General features: G+C 72.9%; 1 protein-coding gene (cut by a window edge). It reads right to left on the reverse strand.

Annotated elements, in window-relative coordinates; genetic code table 11:
- Nucleotides 1–18,290, reverse strand: the 3' portion of a protein-coding gene (locus ACWD38_RS23070) for a protein-glutamine glutaminase family protein (protein WP_450124886.1). It continues 11,344 nt past the right edge of the window; the window shows 18,290 of its 29,634 coding nt (coding positions 11,345–29,634); the start codon falls outside the window, past its right edge — the gene reads right to left on this strand; the stop codon is at nucleotides 1–3.

The following is an 18,290-nucleotide window of genomic DNA, read 5'->3' on the forward strand; positions in this document are numbered from 1 at the left end:
TCACTCCGCGGCGGGCTCGGTGCTGTAGGTCGTGTACTTGTGGAAGGCGCGCTTGATGCGGCCGTTCTCCACGGAGCCGGACATCCAGCCCTGGTTGTTGTCCACCGAGATGAACGCCGCCTTCCGGGTCGAGCGCACCGACACCGAGTCCCGCCCCGAATAGAACATGTTGCCCATCCCGAAGGTCCGGGCCTGGTTCAGGAACGCCATGAACACCTTGCCTTCGGGGGCGCCGGTGTCGCAGCTGGTGAGCAGGAACTCGCTCTCCGGGCTGGCGGCGTACATCTTCTGGAACTCCGGCATCTGCACCAGCAGCTTCAGGTAGGTGTCGCCGGGCAGCCACATCTCGGTGCGCGTCTTGCCCCGCTGCAGGTGCAGGGCGATCTCCTCGTCGTTGCCGTGCGTGCTGATCAGGCTCGGCCCGACGTCGGCGTCGTGCGTGCGGTCGCGCTTCGCGTCGTAGACGACGCGCTCGTCGACCTTCCACGGGACGCGGGCCAGGCGCTGCTCCGGGTCCTCGCTGAAGATCTTGTCCAGGTACCGGTTGCGGACGTTGCGGAACGGCTCGCCCGGGGAGGTCCGCACGATGTACCGCATCCGGTCGATCTCCGAGGCGATGTGGTTCTCGCCGTCGAGCTCGCCCTGCTTGGTGAAGAAGTTGACACCGTTGATGCGGGTGAACCCGGCGGTCTTGACGGAGCTGGTGTTGCGCACGACTTCGTCCTGGGTGAACTCGATCGGCCGGTATTCCTTGTCGGTGGAGGTCAGCGGCACTTCCGCGTCGGGGATCTCCGTCGAGCCCGGCAGGTAGCGCTCGAAGAACTTGATGTTGCGGACGTTGCCGGACCCGTAGGTGCCGTGCAGCGTCTTCTTGCTGGTGCCGCGGTAACCGGCCCAGCCCTGGTTGTCCTCGACGCCGAACCGGCCGTCGGGCAGTTGCGAGACGGCGCCGCGGTTGCGCAGCACCGTGCCGTCGAACCAGCCCTTGTGCAGCTGGTCGGCGACGCCCTTGAAGTTGGCCTTGGACGAGGTCAGCAGCGCCACCCGGAACCGGGCGTCGGTGTCGCCGAACCGGTCGAACTGCGTCACGTGCTCCAGCACCGTGCCCAGCGTCTCCGGGGAGATCGACGCGGCGGCGCCGTCGGTGAGGACCAGCTTGAAGTCCTCGCCGTCGCGCGGGATCTCGGCGAAGAAGGTGCGCCCGTTGTTCCACTGGTGGTCGGGCCGCTTGGTGCGCCCGGACGCGTGCGCGGGCGTCTCGCCCGGCAGGGTCTGCACGAACGTCGCCGAGTTCGCGTTGAGCGAGTAGTTCGTGGTGCGGTGGAAGGACACGCCCGTGGTGCTGTCGTCGCTGCCCGGCAGCGGGCGGTAGTAGATCTCGCTCAGCCGGAACTTGATCTTCTTGCCCCGATTGTCCCAGCCGTTGATCTTGAGGTTCGGGTCGGTGTACCGGGCGACCGGCACCGTGGTGCCCGGCGTGGCCGACTGGTCGTAGCCCGTCGTGGGGTAGTGGGATCCGGAGCCGTAGCCCTGCGGGTAGCTCTGGTAGTAGCTGCCGTCGCCGTAGCCGTCCGGGTACCGGGGCTGCCGGTCGGCGCGGGTGGTGTGGGTGGCGCCGTACTCCGCGTCGGAGTCGCCGTACTCGTAGTCCTCCAGCGAGGCAGGGGAGTCGTCCTCGTCGAGAGCGCGGTCGCGCGGCTCGGTCGCGGTCGGCGAGTCCTCACCGTCGCGGGACTGCTGGACGTCCTCGGCGCGCTGGACGGTCTCCGCGTGCTGCCCGTCGTCGGTGTGCTGGCCGTCGTCGGACCGCTGCCCGTCCTCGGACCGCTGGCCGTCGTCGGGGCGCTGGGCGCCTTCGTCCGCGCGGACCGGGGAGTCCGTCCGCGTGTCCGAAGTGGACTGGTCCGGCGCGCGATCCGCCGCCGTGGACGGGGAGTCCTCCGTCCGCGGCGCCTCCGGGCCCTGCTCGCGCGGGGGCCGCAGGCCCATCTCGCGCAGGCCGTCCTCGTCGGTGTGGATGTAGGCGCGGTCCCGCGCGGTGCGCGGCGTGCTCCACTCGGCGGGCGCGTTGCCGGTGTACTCGGGCGTGATCGTCCAGTTCGCGGTGGCCCGCACCAGGTACATCGGGCCGTCGGACTTGCGGTCGCTCTCGTGCTGCTTGGTCTTCGAGTCCGCCTTCGTGGTGGTCGTCCAGTCGAACGCGGGCCCGGCGAGCGTGAGCTGCGGCGCGTTGCGGTAGTTCGCGCCGCCGGCGCGTCCCGCGATGGCGCGCGGGTCGGCCGAGGAGTCCAGCGGCACCCGGGCGTTGAGCTTCAACCCCGGACCGCTCTTGTGCTGCTCCTTGGTGGCGATCGTCGTGGAGTCCTTGCTCTTGAACCCGCCGTCGTCGCCGAGCTTGGTGACGTGCGCGTCCGCCAGGTCGGCGTGGAAGGTGAGCGACTTCAGCCGGTCGCCGTGGCCGAATCCGGCGCTGTAGTGGCTGTCGTGGTCGAGCCCGTCGACGCGGTGGCCGCGCTCGGTCATGGCGGCCGGCAGGTGCGCCGAGAGGGCGCTGGTGCTGGTGCCGGTGTTGACGGCCTGCCGCGCCCAGGTGGCCCGCTCGGGCACCGGCGGCGGCGTGCGGCCGGACTCGCCGGGCATGCTGCCGTCGAGCACGTCCTGCACGGCGGAGTGCACCGCGTCCGAGTTCGCCGCGGTCTGCCGGTGTCCGCTGGGCAGCGACTCGATCCGCCCCGGCTGGTGCTCGCCGGTCGCGAGCGAGGCCACCGGCACGTGCGTGTGCACGGCGTCCTTCGCGGTGGGCAGCGAGCGGGTCACCGCGGGGTGCTCGGGCAGGAGCAGGTCGGCGAGGCCCCCGGTGAGGGTGCGCGGCGCGTGGTTGGCGTGCGCCGTCTTCTGCACCGTCAGGTCCAGGTCGAGGTCGTGGCGGAACTTCGCGACGTCGCCCTTGGTGGTGACCTGGCGGGAGCTGTCGGTGCTGGTCGACTCGGTGAGCTTGCCCTCGGACTTCAGCGTCACGCCGGGCTGCGCCAGCAGTGCGCCGCCGGTCCCGTCGGTGGTGTGCCCGCGGGCCAGCACCATCGGCGCGATGCGGTGCGCGTGGCCGGTGGTGGTGGTCGTGGTCTCGCTGTCGGTGGTCTTCGTCTCGCGCTTGTCGCTCCAGCCGCTCTCGACGCCGTCGAAGGTGCCGGGGCCGGGGCGGCCCTTCAGGTTGAGCGTGACGTCGACGGCGCCGAGCGGGCCCTTCACCGTCGTCGACCAGGTCTTGCCCGGTCCGCGCAGGTCCGAGTACAGCGAGCCGAGGCCGCGCGGCGCGATGTCGCGGATGCTCTGGTTGAGCAGGTCGGCGCGCGCGTGCTGGTCGGCGGAACCGAACACCAGCGGCTCGGCCAGCCCGGACAGGTAGTCGCCGAACCGGCGCAGCGCCGAGGCGGGCACCTCGTCGTGCGGCACCTCGCGCAGCGCTTCCCTGATCCCGTCGAGCAGTCGTTCGGTGACCTCCGGGCGGATCGTCGCCGGGGCGTGGCCGTCGGCGTCGAACGTGGACGGTTCGAAGGTGGACTCGTCGGCGGCGCGGTCCGGCAGGTCCGCGTCGGAGAGCCCGACCTGGTCGATCTCCGAAGTGGGGACCCACACCTGCACCGAGTCGGCCTTGTGCGCCTCGCTGTGCTTCCAGGGGCCGCCGGCGTCGCCGTCGTGCGCGTCCCGGCCGCCGAGCAGCGTGCTCGTGTCGTAGGTGACCAGGTAGGCCGGGCCCTTGTAGGTGGTGGTCGTGGTGTGCTCGAACTCGTGCGCGGCGGAGCGGCCCGCCGCGTTCGACGGCGAGTTCGTGTAGCCCGTGATCGGCATCGCGGTGAACTGCTGGCCGGGCTGGTGCCCGGCGTAGCGGGCGCGGACGGTCGAGTCGTGGCCGGTGGCGGTCTCGGTGCCGTGGCCGGTGGCGCCGCTGGTCTTGCTGATGAAGCTGAGCTCGACCTTCTGCGGCGGACCGGAGATGCGCGGGTTGCTCAGCGCGGCGGAGATCTTCGCGTCGCCGAGGCGGTCCTCGGCGCCGAGCAGCCCGCCGCCCGCGTAGCGCTGCACCGGCGTCCGGTAGGTGCCGCTGGTGACGCCGTCCAGGTTCGTCGCGAGGCGTTCCCGCCCGGCGAACCGGTTCACCTGGTGCTGCGCGACGTGCCCGTGCTCGCCGAGGCCGCCGAGCAGCTCGCCGGTGATCTGCTTGCTCAGCCCGGAAGGCAGGTCCAGCGCGTGCACGGCGAAGTGGCCGGGCAGCGCGCCCGGACGCCAGCCCTCGGGGCGCCGCGGGGAGTCGTGGCGCACCTCGCGGAACGCGCCGTCGGCGTCGTCGCGGGCCGCGCGCGGGCCGCTGCTCGGCGCGAGCTTGCCGCCGGTGTAGGTGGTGGCCACGCCGCCGTCGACGATGCGCTGGTCGAGCACGCCGTCCTTGCCGGTCACGGTGATCCGGTAGTCCACCAGGTCCTGGTCGGAGCGCACGTCGGACGACTTCCAGCCGTGCCCGCGCCCGGTGCCCGAGGAGGATTCCAGCGTGGTCCGGGAGTCCTCCACCCGCTGCACGTGCTGTCCGTGCAGGTCGACGGTGCGGGTCGAGCCGTCCGACACGAGGCCGCCGCGCAGGCCACCGCCGCCGCCGAGCGCGGTGGCGGACTTCGCGCCGTCGCTGTGCTCGACGGTGTTCTTGCCGGTGAACTCGCCCTTGAGCGTCGTGCCCGGCACGTTGCGGCCGGTGCCGTTCTGGTCCACCGGCGCCGTGGGCCGGTCGAACGTGCCGTAGCCGGAGCCCGGCTCGTACGCCTGCTCGGCGCGCGGCACGGCCTCGATGAGCACGCCGACCAGGTCGTCGGGGCTGCCCGCGGTGGCGTGCGTGTCGCGGGTGAACATCAGCGACAGGCCGTCGCCGTTGAGGTCCGCCGAGCGGGTGGTGAAGCCCTGGTCGGAGACGAAGTCGGCGAGCACGGTCTCGTTGTCGGCGATGTGCGCCTTCGCGTCGGCGTCGCCGGAGCGCAGCACGCCCTCGGGCAGCATCTCGCGCAGCGCGCCGCCGACCGCGGCCACGTTGGGGAACACCGTCTCGGCCGCGCCGAGCACGGACCGCGCGGGCATCGGCTGCGTCGTCGTCGACGGCGAGACCGGCGCCGGTCCGGTGTCCGGCCGCCAGGTGGTGGCGCCGTCGGTGACCTGGTGCCGGTCGCTGTGCTGGCTGCCGTCGTCGAAGCGGACCCGCAGGTCGTAGGTCAGGTCGGTGCTGCGCCCGCCGAACGCGCCGCCCTTGCTCTCCCACACGTGGTCGGTGCGCAGCTCGTCGGCGGTGGCGGCGGTGTGGTTCTCGTGGCTGGACCGCTTGCCCTGCACGACGCCGCGCGCGTCGAGCCGCGTCCCGTCGGCGCCCTCGGCGGGTTCGGTCATGTTGTAGGTGAGCCGCAGCCGCCCGGTCATGTCCAGCGGCTGCTTGGCGGTGCTCTTGACGGACTGCTCGTCCTTGAGGCCCGTCTTGTGCGTCAGCTTGCCCTCGGGCTGCTTGCCGCCGTTCGACGGTTCGGTGGTCAGCGGGCGGCTCTCGCCGCGGTGCACCTGGAGGTCGATGTTCGCGGTGCGGGTGCGGCCGGAGTCGTCGCGGAAGGACACCGCCTCGGTGGTGGTGGCGCCGTCGAGCAGCGCGTCACCCCGGTGCGTGAGGTTGGTGCTGCCCAGCATGTCGTGCAGCGTGCCGCGCACCGAGCCGCCGATGCGGTCGGCCTGCCCGGCCCAGTCGGGGTGCCGGTCGAACAGCGCCGCCGCCTTCGCGAACAGCTCCGCGTCGCCGCGCAGGAAGGCCGAGCGCGGCCCGGTGTCCTGGTCGCCCCACTCGTCGGCCGGGCGCTGTTCGAGACCGCGCAGCGAGTCCGGCGTGCTCAGCGCCGCCCCGTCGGCCTGGTGGCCGGTGAGGTGCACGGGCGGCTGGTCGTTGCGGCGCACGGTGACGGCGTGGTGCAGGTCGTGGGTGCTGGCGGTGCGGTCGCCGGTCGGGTCGATGGAGGTGGCGTGCTGGAGCTCTTCGCTGCTGCCCGCCTTCCACTTCGCCTGCGGCGTCAGGCCCTTCACGTTCACGGCCGGGTTGATCGTGACGCCGTGCGGAGTGGGCAGTCCGGCGCGGGTGCCGAACCCGCTGCCGGGGCCGCCGGGCAGTCCGACGCCGCGCTTGGTCTTGCCGTAGCCGCCGGACCCGTTGTCGATCTTGTTGTCGCCCGCGTCAGGCATCCGGGTGGTGTCGGTTTCGCCGCCGCTGCGGTCGGCGGGCCGGGCGTGCGCGGTGAGCTCCACCGCGTCCGCGCCGATCCCCGACGTGAGTGTGAGCCCCTCGCCGTTGAGCGCCGTGAAGTCGTTCGTCAGCTCCTGGTCGGACAGGCCGTGCAGCAGCTGCTCGATCCGCTGCGCGGGCACTCCCGCCTGCTCCAGCGCCCGGCGGGCGTCGGCGCGCAGGGCGTCGCCGTTGATCTCGTCGGCGCGCACGGCGTTGCGGTCGAGCAGGTCGCGGACCTGCTGGGTGCGTTCGGTGACCGGGCCGAGCTCGGGGGCGCGGGTCGGGTCGTCGCCCTGGACGTGGCGGTCGGCGGCGGCCGGGTCGTCGTGCATGTCGATGACGGCGTCCCCGGTGCGCGGCGGACCGGCGGCGACCTCGGTGTCCGAAGTGGACTCCAGCAGCGGGGTGGTCTCGTCGTCGAGGGATTCGCGGGCGTCGACGAAGACGTCCTCCTCGTCGCGCGCGGGGGACTCCTCCCGACGCGTCGGGGCAGCGACGTCCTGGCCGCGGTCGGCGGTGCCCTGGGGCTCGGCGGGCCGCCGGTCGCCGGTGCCCTCGGGCGCGGGGTTCCGCTCGCCGCCGGTGTCCTGGCGCTCGTCGGCGCGCGCGTCCGTCGCGGAGTCGGAGTGCTGCTCGGCGGCGTCGCGACCGCTGCCCGCGGTGTCGCCGGGCTGCTGCGCGGTGTCCGCGGTCCCCTCCGGGTAGCGGGTCTCCGGGTGCTGGCGCACCTGCTCGCCGGTGCGGTAGCTGGCCCAGCCCGCGTTGTTCGCGACCGACACGTTCGGCTTGCGGTCCGAGTCGTAGGTGAGCTCGACCTTGTCCAGCGCGGCGTGCCCGGTGTTGCGGATGCCGAAGTGCGCCAGCGCCTCGGACAGCCTGGTCAGGTTCGCCCCGGCGGCGGTGCGGCAGACCAGGTGCACCAGCGACCCCTCCGGGTTGCGCCCGTACATCGCCTGGAAGTCCGCGTTGTTGACCAGGACCCGCGCGTAGACCTCGGGAGACACGTCGATCACGGTGTGCTTGCCGTGCTCGTCGAGGTCGATCTGGAACGCCTTCGTGTTCCCGTGCGTGGTCAGGAAGTTCGGCTCGACACCCTTCGCGTAGTCCTCCTGCCACGGGGCGGGCGCCTTGCGGTCCGGGGTGTTCTGCGCGAACGGGACCTTGTCCTCGCCGGACTTGGTGCGCAGGACGTCGGTGATCGGATCGAGCTCGGCCGACCACGTCTTGTCGAGCCCGCGGTCCTGGGTCTTCGCGGCGAGCGTGACGCCGATGTTCCGGCCGTCCTTGAGCATCGCGTCCGAGCTGACGTGGTGCGCGTGGAACTTCTTCACGGTGTTGGCGCCGTCGCGCACCACTCCGGTGAGCCGTTCCTCGGTGCCGCGCGGAATCCGGGAGTCGGGCAGGTGCTGCTCGAACCACTTGATGGTCCGCACGTCCTGCTTGGCGTACGAGGAGCGCGGGCCGGGGTTGGAGCTGCCCGCGGCTTCCCAACCGGCGTTGTCGTGCACGCCGATCGTGAGCTTGTCGCCGGCGCCCGTCGTCGACAGGTCGCCGCGCGGCGCGAAGGTGACGGGGTTGAGCCCCCGGTCGACCATCGAGTTGTGGAACGGCGCGCTCGCCGACCCGTTCGCGGAGTTCCCGGACAGCAGCACGAAGTGGTGCTTGCGGCCCGGCTCGGCGAAGTCCCGGAACGCGATCCCGTCGCGGACCACGGCGCCGTAGGTGTCGCCGCCGACCCGCACCGAACGCCCGTCGTGCAGCGGCAGCGTGAAGCCGTCCCGGTGCGCGTCGGCCTCCAGGAACAGCCGGCGCACGTTCGCGTCGCGGTAGCCGCTGTTCCACGCCGAGGAGTGCTCGGTGGCGGGGCGGTGCGGCGCGGCGGTGGCCTGCTCGGTGCTCTCGCCCGGCAGGGTCCGGATGATGCGGCCGTGGTCGCCGTCGGCCATCCAGCGGGCGGTGTCGGTGGTCTCGCGGGTGTAGGAGACACCGATGTCGCCGTCCCTGCTGCGCACGACGCGGTTCACCACGTCGTTCGAGGTGAACGTGACGGTGTTGCCGTGCTCGTCCACACCGGTCAGTCGCAGCGGGGTGACGTTCGCCGGGTCGATCTGCAGCGGGGTCTGCGCGGCGAACGGGTCGATCGGCGGGAGCGCGCTGCGCATCGGGCCGGAGTTCCACAGGTCCTCGGGCGACGGTGAGCGCTCCGGAGCGCCGTCGCCGGGAGCCCGCGTGCGCGGTGCCGCCGGGTCGGCGCTGCTGGTCGCCAGCGCGGGGCGCGGCGGCGTGGTGGTCTCGCTGCGCGGCTGCGGCCGGTGCTCGGCGGGCGCTTCGGTCGTGGACTGCTCGGGCCGGGCGTTCGGCTCGGGTTCGCCGGTGCGCTGGGCGGGCGAGGTCGTCTCGGCGGGGCGGGTGCTCGGCGCCGGGTCGGTGCGGGTCTCGGGCACGGGAGTCGGGCTCGGCTCGGCGGGGTCGAGGAACCCGGCGAGCGCGGACTGCGGCTCCGGCGACAGGAACGCCGCCAGCGGGGAGGACGGCGTGGTGTCCTCGACGACCGGTGCCGGTTCGCGCGGCGCGTCGGCGACGTCCTGCTGCTCGGCGGTGCGGTCGGCTTCCTGGAACTCGGCGTCCGAGCGCTCGGCGTCGGTGTGGGGGTTGCCCAGGTCGTCGAACGCGGGCCCGTCGGCCAGGTTCGTGTCCGCGCGGAGGTAGGCGTCCGGGTCGAACGAGTCCGGCAGCGGACGCTGGTTCGCGGCCGGTTCGGTGCTGCGGTCCCAGCTCGTCTCGTCGAGGTCGAAGAACCCGTCGGAATCCCGCGGGACCTCGGCCGGTTCCGCCGACCGCGTGGACGGCTCGGTGCGTCGGGAGGCCTCGCCGCCCTGGCGCTGCGCCTCGCGGGCGGCCATCGCCTCGCGGACGCGGGCCTTGACCTCCGCCGTGCGGTTCTGCTCGACGATGTTGTCCTGGCTGCGCCGCACGATGAGGTCGGTCATCGACATGTCCGGCGGAATGCGCAGCCTGCCCGGCTCGGGGTACTGGAAGGCGTTCGCGGTGGTGGCGACCACGACTGCCCGGCCCTTCGGGGCCATCGCCCCGTTGGGCGCCGTCGCCCACGGGTTCTTCGCGTGGTCGGCGTCGATCAGCTGCTGGATCCTGCCCGGCTCACCGGAGTAGATGGTCACCGACGACGGATCGCGCGGGTTGAGCCCGGTCTCGGCGTCCGGGCTGAGCTTCATCCGCCCCAGCCACGCCTCCACGGACTGCGGCCCGTCACCGGTCGCCGGGTCCAGCACCATCGGGCGCGACTTGCCGCCCCCGATGTCGACGCGGACCACGGGTGCGACGTGGTAGGACCACTGCACCGAGTTCGGCTTGCCCGGCTTCGACCCCGTCGCGTTCGGCGTGGTCAGCCACAGCGGCGGATCCCAGCGGCCCACCAGGATCTTGCTCGGGCTCGCACCCATCTTCATCAGGTCCAGCGACCACAGGTGCGCGCGCAGGTCGCAGCCGAACTCGGGGTGGTCGGTGCGGATCGGGACCGTGCCGTGGACGTGGCTCTCGAAGGTCGTGTCCTTGAGCGCCTCGTGCCACTGCGCGGCCTGCTCCAGCGTCGCCACCGGGTACAGCACGTTGCCCATGACCCGGTCGATCTCGGCCTTCTGCTCCGGACCGCCGAGTTCGTTGAGGTCGTCGAACAGGCTGCGGGAGAACTGCTCGGAGTAGGAGTTGCCCACGGCGTGGAGCCCGCGCCAGTCGCGCTGCAGCACGTCCATGTGCCGCATCGCGCCGTCGAAGTGCCGCTGCCGCACGGCGGGGTCGGTCGCGGCCAGCCCGGCGGCGACGTCGTCGTGCGCCTTGGCGGCGAAGGACATCACCGCGGGCAGCTGCCACGGGTACGACTCGGTCTTCGGGATGACGGGCGTCGTCGTCGACGGCGCCACCGACTCGGGCTGCTGCTCGCGGGACAGGTCGATCCGGTCGACGCCCTCGGTGAGCCCGGCCTGCTCGGTCGAGCGGTCCGGCGTGGCCGCGGCGTCCTGCTCGCGGGCCGCCGCGGTGCGCTCCGGGCTCGCGGTGTCGGCGGTCCGCTCGGAGTCGGTGTGCTGCTCGGTCCGGGTCGTGTCGGCGGACTCACCGGTGCGCGCGGGCTGCTCGGCGCGCTGCGGTTCGGGAGTGCCGGTCCGCTCCTGCGCGGCCGGGGTGGCGTCGGCGTCCTGCGTACGCGCGGAGTCGCCGGAGCGCTCGGCCTGCGCCTGCTCCTGATCCGCGCGCGCCTGGTCACCGGAGTCCTCGGCCCGGTCCTGGGCCCGCTGGGAGCCCTCGGTCGGCTCCTGGGAGCGGCGGGAGTCTTCGGCCTGCTGTCGGGTCCGCTGAGAGTCCTCGCTCCGGTCCTGGGGCCGCTGGGATTCCTCGGTCGGCTCCTGGGTGCGGCGGGAGTCTTCGGTCCGCTCTTGCGTCCTGTCGGAGTCCTCGGCCCGGTCCTGGGTCCGCTGGGATTCCTCGGTCCGTTGGGCGTCGCCGGTGCGGGAGTCGCCGTCCTGGTCCGCGCGCCGCGCCGAAGCGTCCACATCGGACTGTTCCCGCGCCGGGGTGGCCGAGTCGCCCTCGGCGGGCCGCTGCGGCGGGGCGTCGGGCCGCGCCGGGCTTCCGTCGTTCGCCCGCGCCTCGTCGTTCGCCCGTTGCGCGTCGCGGGCCGCCATCGCCTCGCGGACGCGCGCCTTCACCTCGGCGGAGCGGTTGTGCTCGACGATGGAGTCCTGGTGGCGGCGCACGATGCCGTCGGTGATGCCCAGTTCCGGCGGGATGCGCACCTTGCCCGGCTCCGGGAACTGCAGGGCGTTGACGCCGGTGAAGGCCACCAGCGCGCGGCCCTTCGGCAGCAGCGTGCCGTCCGGGGCCTCCGTCCACGGGTGGGTCTGGGCGTCCGCGTCGATGTCGCGCTGCACGTTCGCGACGTCGGTGTAGATGCTGTTGCGGCCGTCGCGCGGGTCCACGCCGATCTGCGCGAGCCACTGCGGGACGCTCTGCGGTCGCGCGCTCAGCGTCGGGTCCAGCACCACGGGGCGCGCCTGGCCGTTGCCCAGGTCCATCCGCACCACCGGCGCCACGTGGAACGCCCAGCCCACGGTGCCCGGCTTGCCCGGCTTGGAGCCGTTCGCGTGCTCCGAGGTCATCACCAGCGGCGGGTCCCAGCGGCCGACGAAGATCTTGCTGGGCATCGCGCCCTGCTTGAGCAGTTCCAGCGACCACAGGTGGGCGCGCAGGTCGGCGCCGGTGTCCGGGTGGTCGGTGCGGATCGGCACGGTGCCGTGCTCGTGGCTCTCGAACGTCGTGTTCTTCAGGGCCTCGTGCCACTGCGCGACCTGCGCCTGGCTCGCGACCGGGTACAGGACCTCGCCCATCGCGTGATCCACTTCGGCCTTGCGCTCGGGGCCGCCGAGCTCGGCGAGGTCCGCCGCCAGGTTCGTGCCGAACCGGTCCTGGTAGGAGCTGGTGACCGCGCGCAGCCCGCGCCAGTCCCGGTCGAGGGTGCGCAGGTGCTCCAGCGCGCCGTCGAAGTGGGTGCGGCGCGCGGCGGGGTCGGTTTCGGCGAGTCCGTCGCGCACGCTGTCGTGCGCCTTGTCGGCGAACGCCACGACACCGGGCAGCGTGGCCGGGTCGACCTGCGAGCCCGGCGGGACCGCGGTGGACAGCGGGGTCGCGGGCTCGTCGGTGCCCCGCGACCGCGGCGCCGCCGCGCCCCGGTGGTCGGTGTCGTTGTCGAAGGTGTCGCGGGCGTCGAAGAACTCGTCGCCGGTGGAGTCGAACCGCTCCTGGGCGTCGAAGTACTCGGTGCCGGAATCCTCGCGCACCGAACCGGAATCGTCGCGGACGGAACCGGAATCGTCGCGGACGGAACCGGAATCGTCCCGCACGACACCGGGGTCGTCGCGCACGACACCGGATTCGAGGTCGGCGAGCTCGTCGAAGAACTCCTGCTCGGAATCCCGCCGGGTGCGGGTGGAGGAGGCGTCGTCCGGCTCGGGGCTGGTGGAGCGCTCCGAGTCGGCGTCGTAGCCGCTGTCGTCCGGGGTGAACGGCCGCTGCACGCTCTCGCCGGAACGCAGCGAGGAACCGTCGTCGGTGGTCGTCCACTCCGAGTCCGTGCGTTCGACGGAGGAATCCCGCGTCCGCTGCGAGGAGTCGCGGCTGCTGCGGTCGGACGGCTGCGAGGAGGACTCGTCGTCGGTGGTGACCCAGTCCGACGAGCGGTCGGTGGTGACCCAGTCCGACGAGCGGTCCGTGCCGGTCCCGGACTCGTCGTCGGTGGAGCGCGACGTGGTCGAGCCGTCCTCGGTGGTGGTCCACTCGGAGCTGGAGTCGCGGTCGGACTCGCTGGAACTCTTGCGGGAGCTCGTGCTGGAGCTGCCGTCCTGCTCGCTGGAGCTCTTGTCCGAGCTCTTCCCGGAACCGGAGCTCTCCGACCCGCTCGACTCGTCCTCGGTCGTCGCCCACTGCGAGGAGCCGTCCTCGCTCGACTCGGAGGAGGAGTCGTCGTCGCGCCGCGGCGGTTCGAGGCCCATGGCGCGCAGGCCGTCGGCGTCGGTGCGGACGTAGACGGTGTCCCGCGCGGTGCGCGGCCCGTCGCCGTGGGTGGAGTCCTGGTACTCGGGCGTGATCTTCCAGTTCGCCCGCGCGGTGACCAGGTAGGTCTGCCCGTCGGAGGTCTTCCAGTCCTCGGACTGCTTGCCCTCGTACTCGGCCTTCTCGCCGCGCTGCCAGTCCAGCGTCGGGCCCTTCACCCCGACCTGCAGCGCGTTGCGCGCGTTGACGCCGGGGATCCAGGAGCCGTTGTCCTTCGGGGTGGGGAACAGCGTCAGCGGTGCTCGCCCGTCCGGCGTGCTCCACGTCGGGCCGAGGACGCTCTCGTCCTTGCCGGTGCTCTTCTTGATCTCGTCGAGCACGATTTCCTTGCCGTGGCGCGGTGGTTCGCCGACCGGCCGGACGTGCGCGTCCTCCAGGCTCTCTACCTGGAAGGTGAGCGACTTCAACGGGTTCCCGTGCCCGTAGCCCGCGCTGTAGTGGCTGTCGTGGTCGAGGCCGCCGATGCGGTAGCCGTCGCCCATCGCCTCCGGCAGGTGCGTGGACAGCGCGCCCGCGGCGACGCCGGTGTTGACGGTCTGGCGCGTCCAGGTGGCCTCGTGCGGCACCTGGTACCGGGCCTGCGAGCCGGCCGGTTCGCCCGTGCGCACGCCGTCGAGGATGTCGTCGACGACGTTGCCGACCTCGCCGGAGCGGGCCGTGGAGTGGTGCACCGCGGGCAGCTCGGTGATCGGGTCGTGCTCGGTGTGCGTGCCGGCGCCGATCTCGTCGACCGGGACGCGGGTGTGCACCGCGTCGGTCATGGTGCCCAGGTGGTGCGTGGTCGGTTCCGCACCGGAGGCCAGCCAGCCCGCGAGCCCGAAGGTCAGCGTGCGCGGCATCCGGGCGGCGTGCGCCGTCTTGGTGACCGTCAGGTCCAGGTCGAGGTCGTGGGCGTAGCGCGCCATGTCCCCGCTGGAGTGGTACGTGCGGGACGTCTCGGTGCTGGAGCCCTCGGTGCGGGTGTGCTCGGAGGTCCCGGTGATGCTCGTGGAGGTGGCGAACCCGGGCTGGCGGACCGTCAGGTGATCCGGCCAGGTCGGGAGGCTGACCATGAGCGAACCGTTGTGCTTGCGGGTGGTCTTGACGGTGTGCTCGGTGCCGCTGGTGGCCTTCGAGGTGTGCTCGTCGGACCAGCCCTGCTCCACGCCGTCGAGGCGGCCGACCGAGGACCGCCCGGACAGGTTCAGCGACAGGTCGTAGGAACCGAACGGGCCCTTGACCGTGGTGGACCACGTCTTGCCCGGCCCGCGCAGGTCGGAGTACAGCCCGCTCATGCCGCGCGGGGAGATGTCCGAGGAGATCTCGTGCAGCAGCTGGTCGCGGGCGCGCTGCTCGCTGCTGCCGAACACGAGCTGCTCGGCGCGGCCGATCGTCTGGGCGGCGATCGAGTCGTAGAACCGGCGCAGCACGCCCGGCGGGACCTGGTCGGCGGGCACGCCGTCGAGGGCCTGCTTGACGCCCTGCAGCAGCCGGTCGGTGACCTCCGGGCGGAAGCGCGCGGGGGCGTTGTCGTCGTTGCCGTACCGGGCGGGGGGCTCGGGAGCGGTCTCGGGCGTCCGGGAGCTCTCCGCGACGTCCTCGGCGTCGCGCGCGGGCAGCTTGCCGCGCGCCTTCTCGGACAGCTCGTTGTCGGCGGCCCGGTCCTGCTTCGACCCTTCCGCGTCGCGGGCGTCCTCGCGCGGCCGGCCGGTCTCGGTGTCGCGGGCGGTGGACTCGTCCTGCGCGCGCAGCTCGGCGACTCGCTCCGGCGGGAGCCCCACCTGGTCGATCTCGCTCTTGGGCACCCACACCTGCACCGACTCCTGGCGGTGCGCTTCGGCGTGCTTCCAGCCGCCGGCCGAATAGCCGTCGTAGGCGGCCGCCCCGGTGTGCTGCACGTCCCGGCCGCCGAGCAGCGTCGTGCTGTCGAAGGTGACGAGGTAGGCGGGGCCGCGGTACTTCGTCTTCGTGGTGTTCTCGAAGCCGCTCGTGACCGAGTCGCCGACGTTCTCCCCGCGGCCGTGCGAGTAGCCGCCGTTGACGCCGGTCCACACCCGGTCGTGCGGCACGAACGTCGGTGCCAGCGCGGCGTTGGCGCTCCAGCCGGAGGTGTCCCTGCTGTTGCCGTGGCCGGTGGAGCCGCTGGTGGTGTCGGTGAAGGTGAGCGTGACCTGCTGCGCGGGCGCGTCGACCCGCGGGTTGCTCAGCGCCAGGTTCATGCGGGCGTCGCCGAGGCGGTCTTGGAAGCCGAGGTATTCGCCTTCGCCGTAGCGGTGCACGGGGGTGCCGTAGGTGCCGGTGGTGGCGCGGTCGAGGTTGGCGGCGACGTTGTCGTGGCTGCTGAAGGTGTGCAGCTGGTGGGCGGCGATGTGGCCGTTGTCGCCGAACTCGCCCAGCAGGTTGCGGCCGATCTCGTTGCCGGTGCCCTGTGGCAGGTCGAGGCCGTGCACCGCGAAGTGGTCCGGCAGCTGTCCGGGCTGCCAGCCCGCCGGGCGGCGCGGGGCGTCCCGGTCGACGGAGGTGAAGCCGCTGTCGCCCGCTTCGCGGCCGGTGAACTTCGTGGTGCCGCCGGTCTCGCTGATCGCGTGCCCGCCGGTCACGAAGTGCGGCTGCCCGGCGCCGTCCTTGTCGAACACGGTGATCTTGTAGTCGACGGCGCGGGTGTGCTCGCGGGTGCCGGGCGTGGTCTTCCAGCCCTGGCTGTGCTCCTGGCCGGTCGAGGATTCCAGCGTGTGCCCGGTGGACTTGACGTGCCCGTCGGCGCCGAAGGTGCCTTCCAGGGTGCGCGGCGCGTCCGCGGTGGAGCCGAAGCCGCCGCGCAGCGTCGCGCTGCCGCCGAAGCCGTTGTCGAACTTCACGGAGTCCTTGTGCGCCGTGGTGGTGCTCGTCTTCGACTCGCCGCGCAGGATCGAGTCGGAGGCGTACTCACCGCCGTCGCGCGTCGCGCCGCTGCGATCGGAAGGCCCGGCCTGGCCGGCGTCCTCGGTGCGCGGCACCGTCTCGATCAGCACCCGCACCACGTCGTCCGGTGAGGCCGTGCCGGCGTGCTCGCCCCGGTGCAGCAGGAACGACATGCCGTCGCCGTTGAGGTCGGCGGAGTGCGAGGTGAACCCGGAGTCGGAGACGAGGTCGTTGAGCAGCGCCTCGTTCGCGGCGGTGTAGCGGTTCTCGCTCAGCCACGGCGCGCCCGCGTGCCGCGCCTGGTCCGGCAGGTGCCGGCTCGCGCCGCCCTCGGTGCCGAGGACCCCGTCCGGCAGCGCCGAGCGCAGCGCGGTCTGCACGTCGTCGACGCGGGTGAACCGGGTCGCCGCGCCGCCGAGCACCTTCTGCGGCTCGAAGGCGAGGCTCGGGTCGGCGTTGTCGTCGTGCGCGGGCCGGGCGCCTTCCTCGATGGTCCACGTCGTGGCGTGCCCGTCGACGGGGCGGCCGAGGCGTTCGCCGTGCGCGCCGTCGGTGGTCCCCCGGTGGTGGTCGTCGAAGAACACCTCGACGTCGAAGATCATGCCGGTGTCGCGGCCCTGCAGCGTGCGGCTCTCGCTGCGGAAGGTGTTGCTGGCCGTGCCTTCGGTGTGCGTGGTTGTGTGCTCGTCGCTCGCGCTGCGGGACGCGTGGCCCTCGGGGCGGAGGTCGAAGCGGTCGCCGAACGACCAGCTGTCCTTGCCCGGTTGGGTCGGGTCCTCGCGCGTGCTCCAGTGCATGCCGCCCGCGCCCATGCCGGAGAGCCCGAGGGACTGCTTGGCGCCGGAGGTGTTGACGTGCTCGGTCTTGCGGCCGATGTCCTGCTCGACGACCTTCGAAGGCCGCCGGTCGGCAGCGGCGAAGTCGCGGCGGTCGACCCCGTCGCCGGTCCGGTCGCCGGTGGTGCCGTCGCCGCGGTCCGTGCCGGAGGCGGTCGGGTCGGTGCCGGTCGGGTCGGTGTCGGACTCGTCGCGCGGCAGCTGCGCGCGGAAACCGTGCGATTCGCCCGGTGTCGCGGTGATCTCCACCCGGGCGGTGTGCTCACCGGCCGTGTCGTGGAACTTCACCGTGCGCACCATCTTGCCGCCGTCGAGCAGCTTCTCGCCCTCGCGGGAGAGCGTGGCGTCGTCGACGAGGTCACCGAGGTCCGCGCGCAGCTCCGAACCGAGCACGTCGGACTGGCCGCGCCAGCTCGGGTGCCGGTCCAGGACTTCCTTCACGCCGTCGAACAGCCCTTGGCCGCCGTGCAGCGAGATCGCGCGCGGTCGCCGCTCCGGCTGCCCGGTGGCGTCGAACTCGTTGCTGCGGATGTCGCGCAGGATCTCCGGGGTGCTGAGCTTCGTGCCGCCCTGCTGCTGCCCGGTGGCGCGGGACTGCCGGCCGTCGCCGGTGCGGACGGTGACGTCGTGGCGCAGGTCGTGGGTGCTGGAGCGCCACTGGTTCTCCGGCGTCACCGTCGCCGACTTCGGCAGTTCCGAGGACACCCCGGTGGTCTCGCTGGGCTGCGAGGTCAAGCCCTTGATGCCGAAGCCCAGCTCCAGCGAGCGGAAGAAGTTGCCGGTGCCCAGCGGGATCATCCCGTTGAACGACAGCGAGCCGTCGCGGGCGGGCGTCGCCGAGACCTCGTGCGAGGACTTCCCGGTGCTGCCGTCGTAGGCCTTGAGCGAGGCCAGCACCGGGTTGCGCGGCGCCGTCGCGCCGGGCGCGGCGGGGGTCGCGGAGGTGTCATCGCCGGGCCGGGCGCGGGCGACGATCTCGATGGCGTCGCGGCCGTGGCCGTCGCTGAGCACGACGCCGCGGCTGCCGTTGAGGCTCACCCAGTTGTCCTCGAGGGTGATGTCGGACAGCCCGTGCAGCATCCGGTCGCGACGGACCTGCGGGATGCCGAGGTTGGTGAGCAGCCGCCGCGCGTCCTCGCGCAGCGCGGTGCCGTCCACCGAGTCGGCCTTGACGGCTCCGATCCGGCGCAGGTCGCGCACGTGGTCGGTGCGCGGGTCGCCGGGCTGGTCGAGGAATTCCCGCGCCGCCCGGTCTTCGGCCGAGGTGACCGCGTCGGAGTTCTCGGACCGCGTGGACTCCAGCTCGAAGGTCTCGCCGTCGCCTTCGAGGCCGGGGCCGCGGTCGGTGGCGACCGGGTCGTCGGGGAACGCGCCGGGCGGGCGCGGGTCGGACTGCTCGTGCTGGGCGAGGATCCCGCCGGATTCCAGCTCGTCGGCCAGCTCGAAGGCGCGCCGCCCGGAGCTCTCCGCGCCGGTGTCGTCCAGGGCGGTGCGCGGCGCCGCGGAGCCGCGGTGCTCGATGCCGTTGTCGACGGTGGTGCCCGCGTCGACGAACTCGTCGCCGGTGGTGTCGTCGAGCGTTTCGCGCGCGTCGAAGAACTCGCCGTCGCTGTCGTCGTCGAGCCGCTCGCGGGCGTCGAAGAACTCCCCGTCGG

The organism is Saccharopolyspora sp. NPDC002578 (assembly GCF_053592695.1).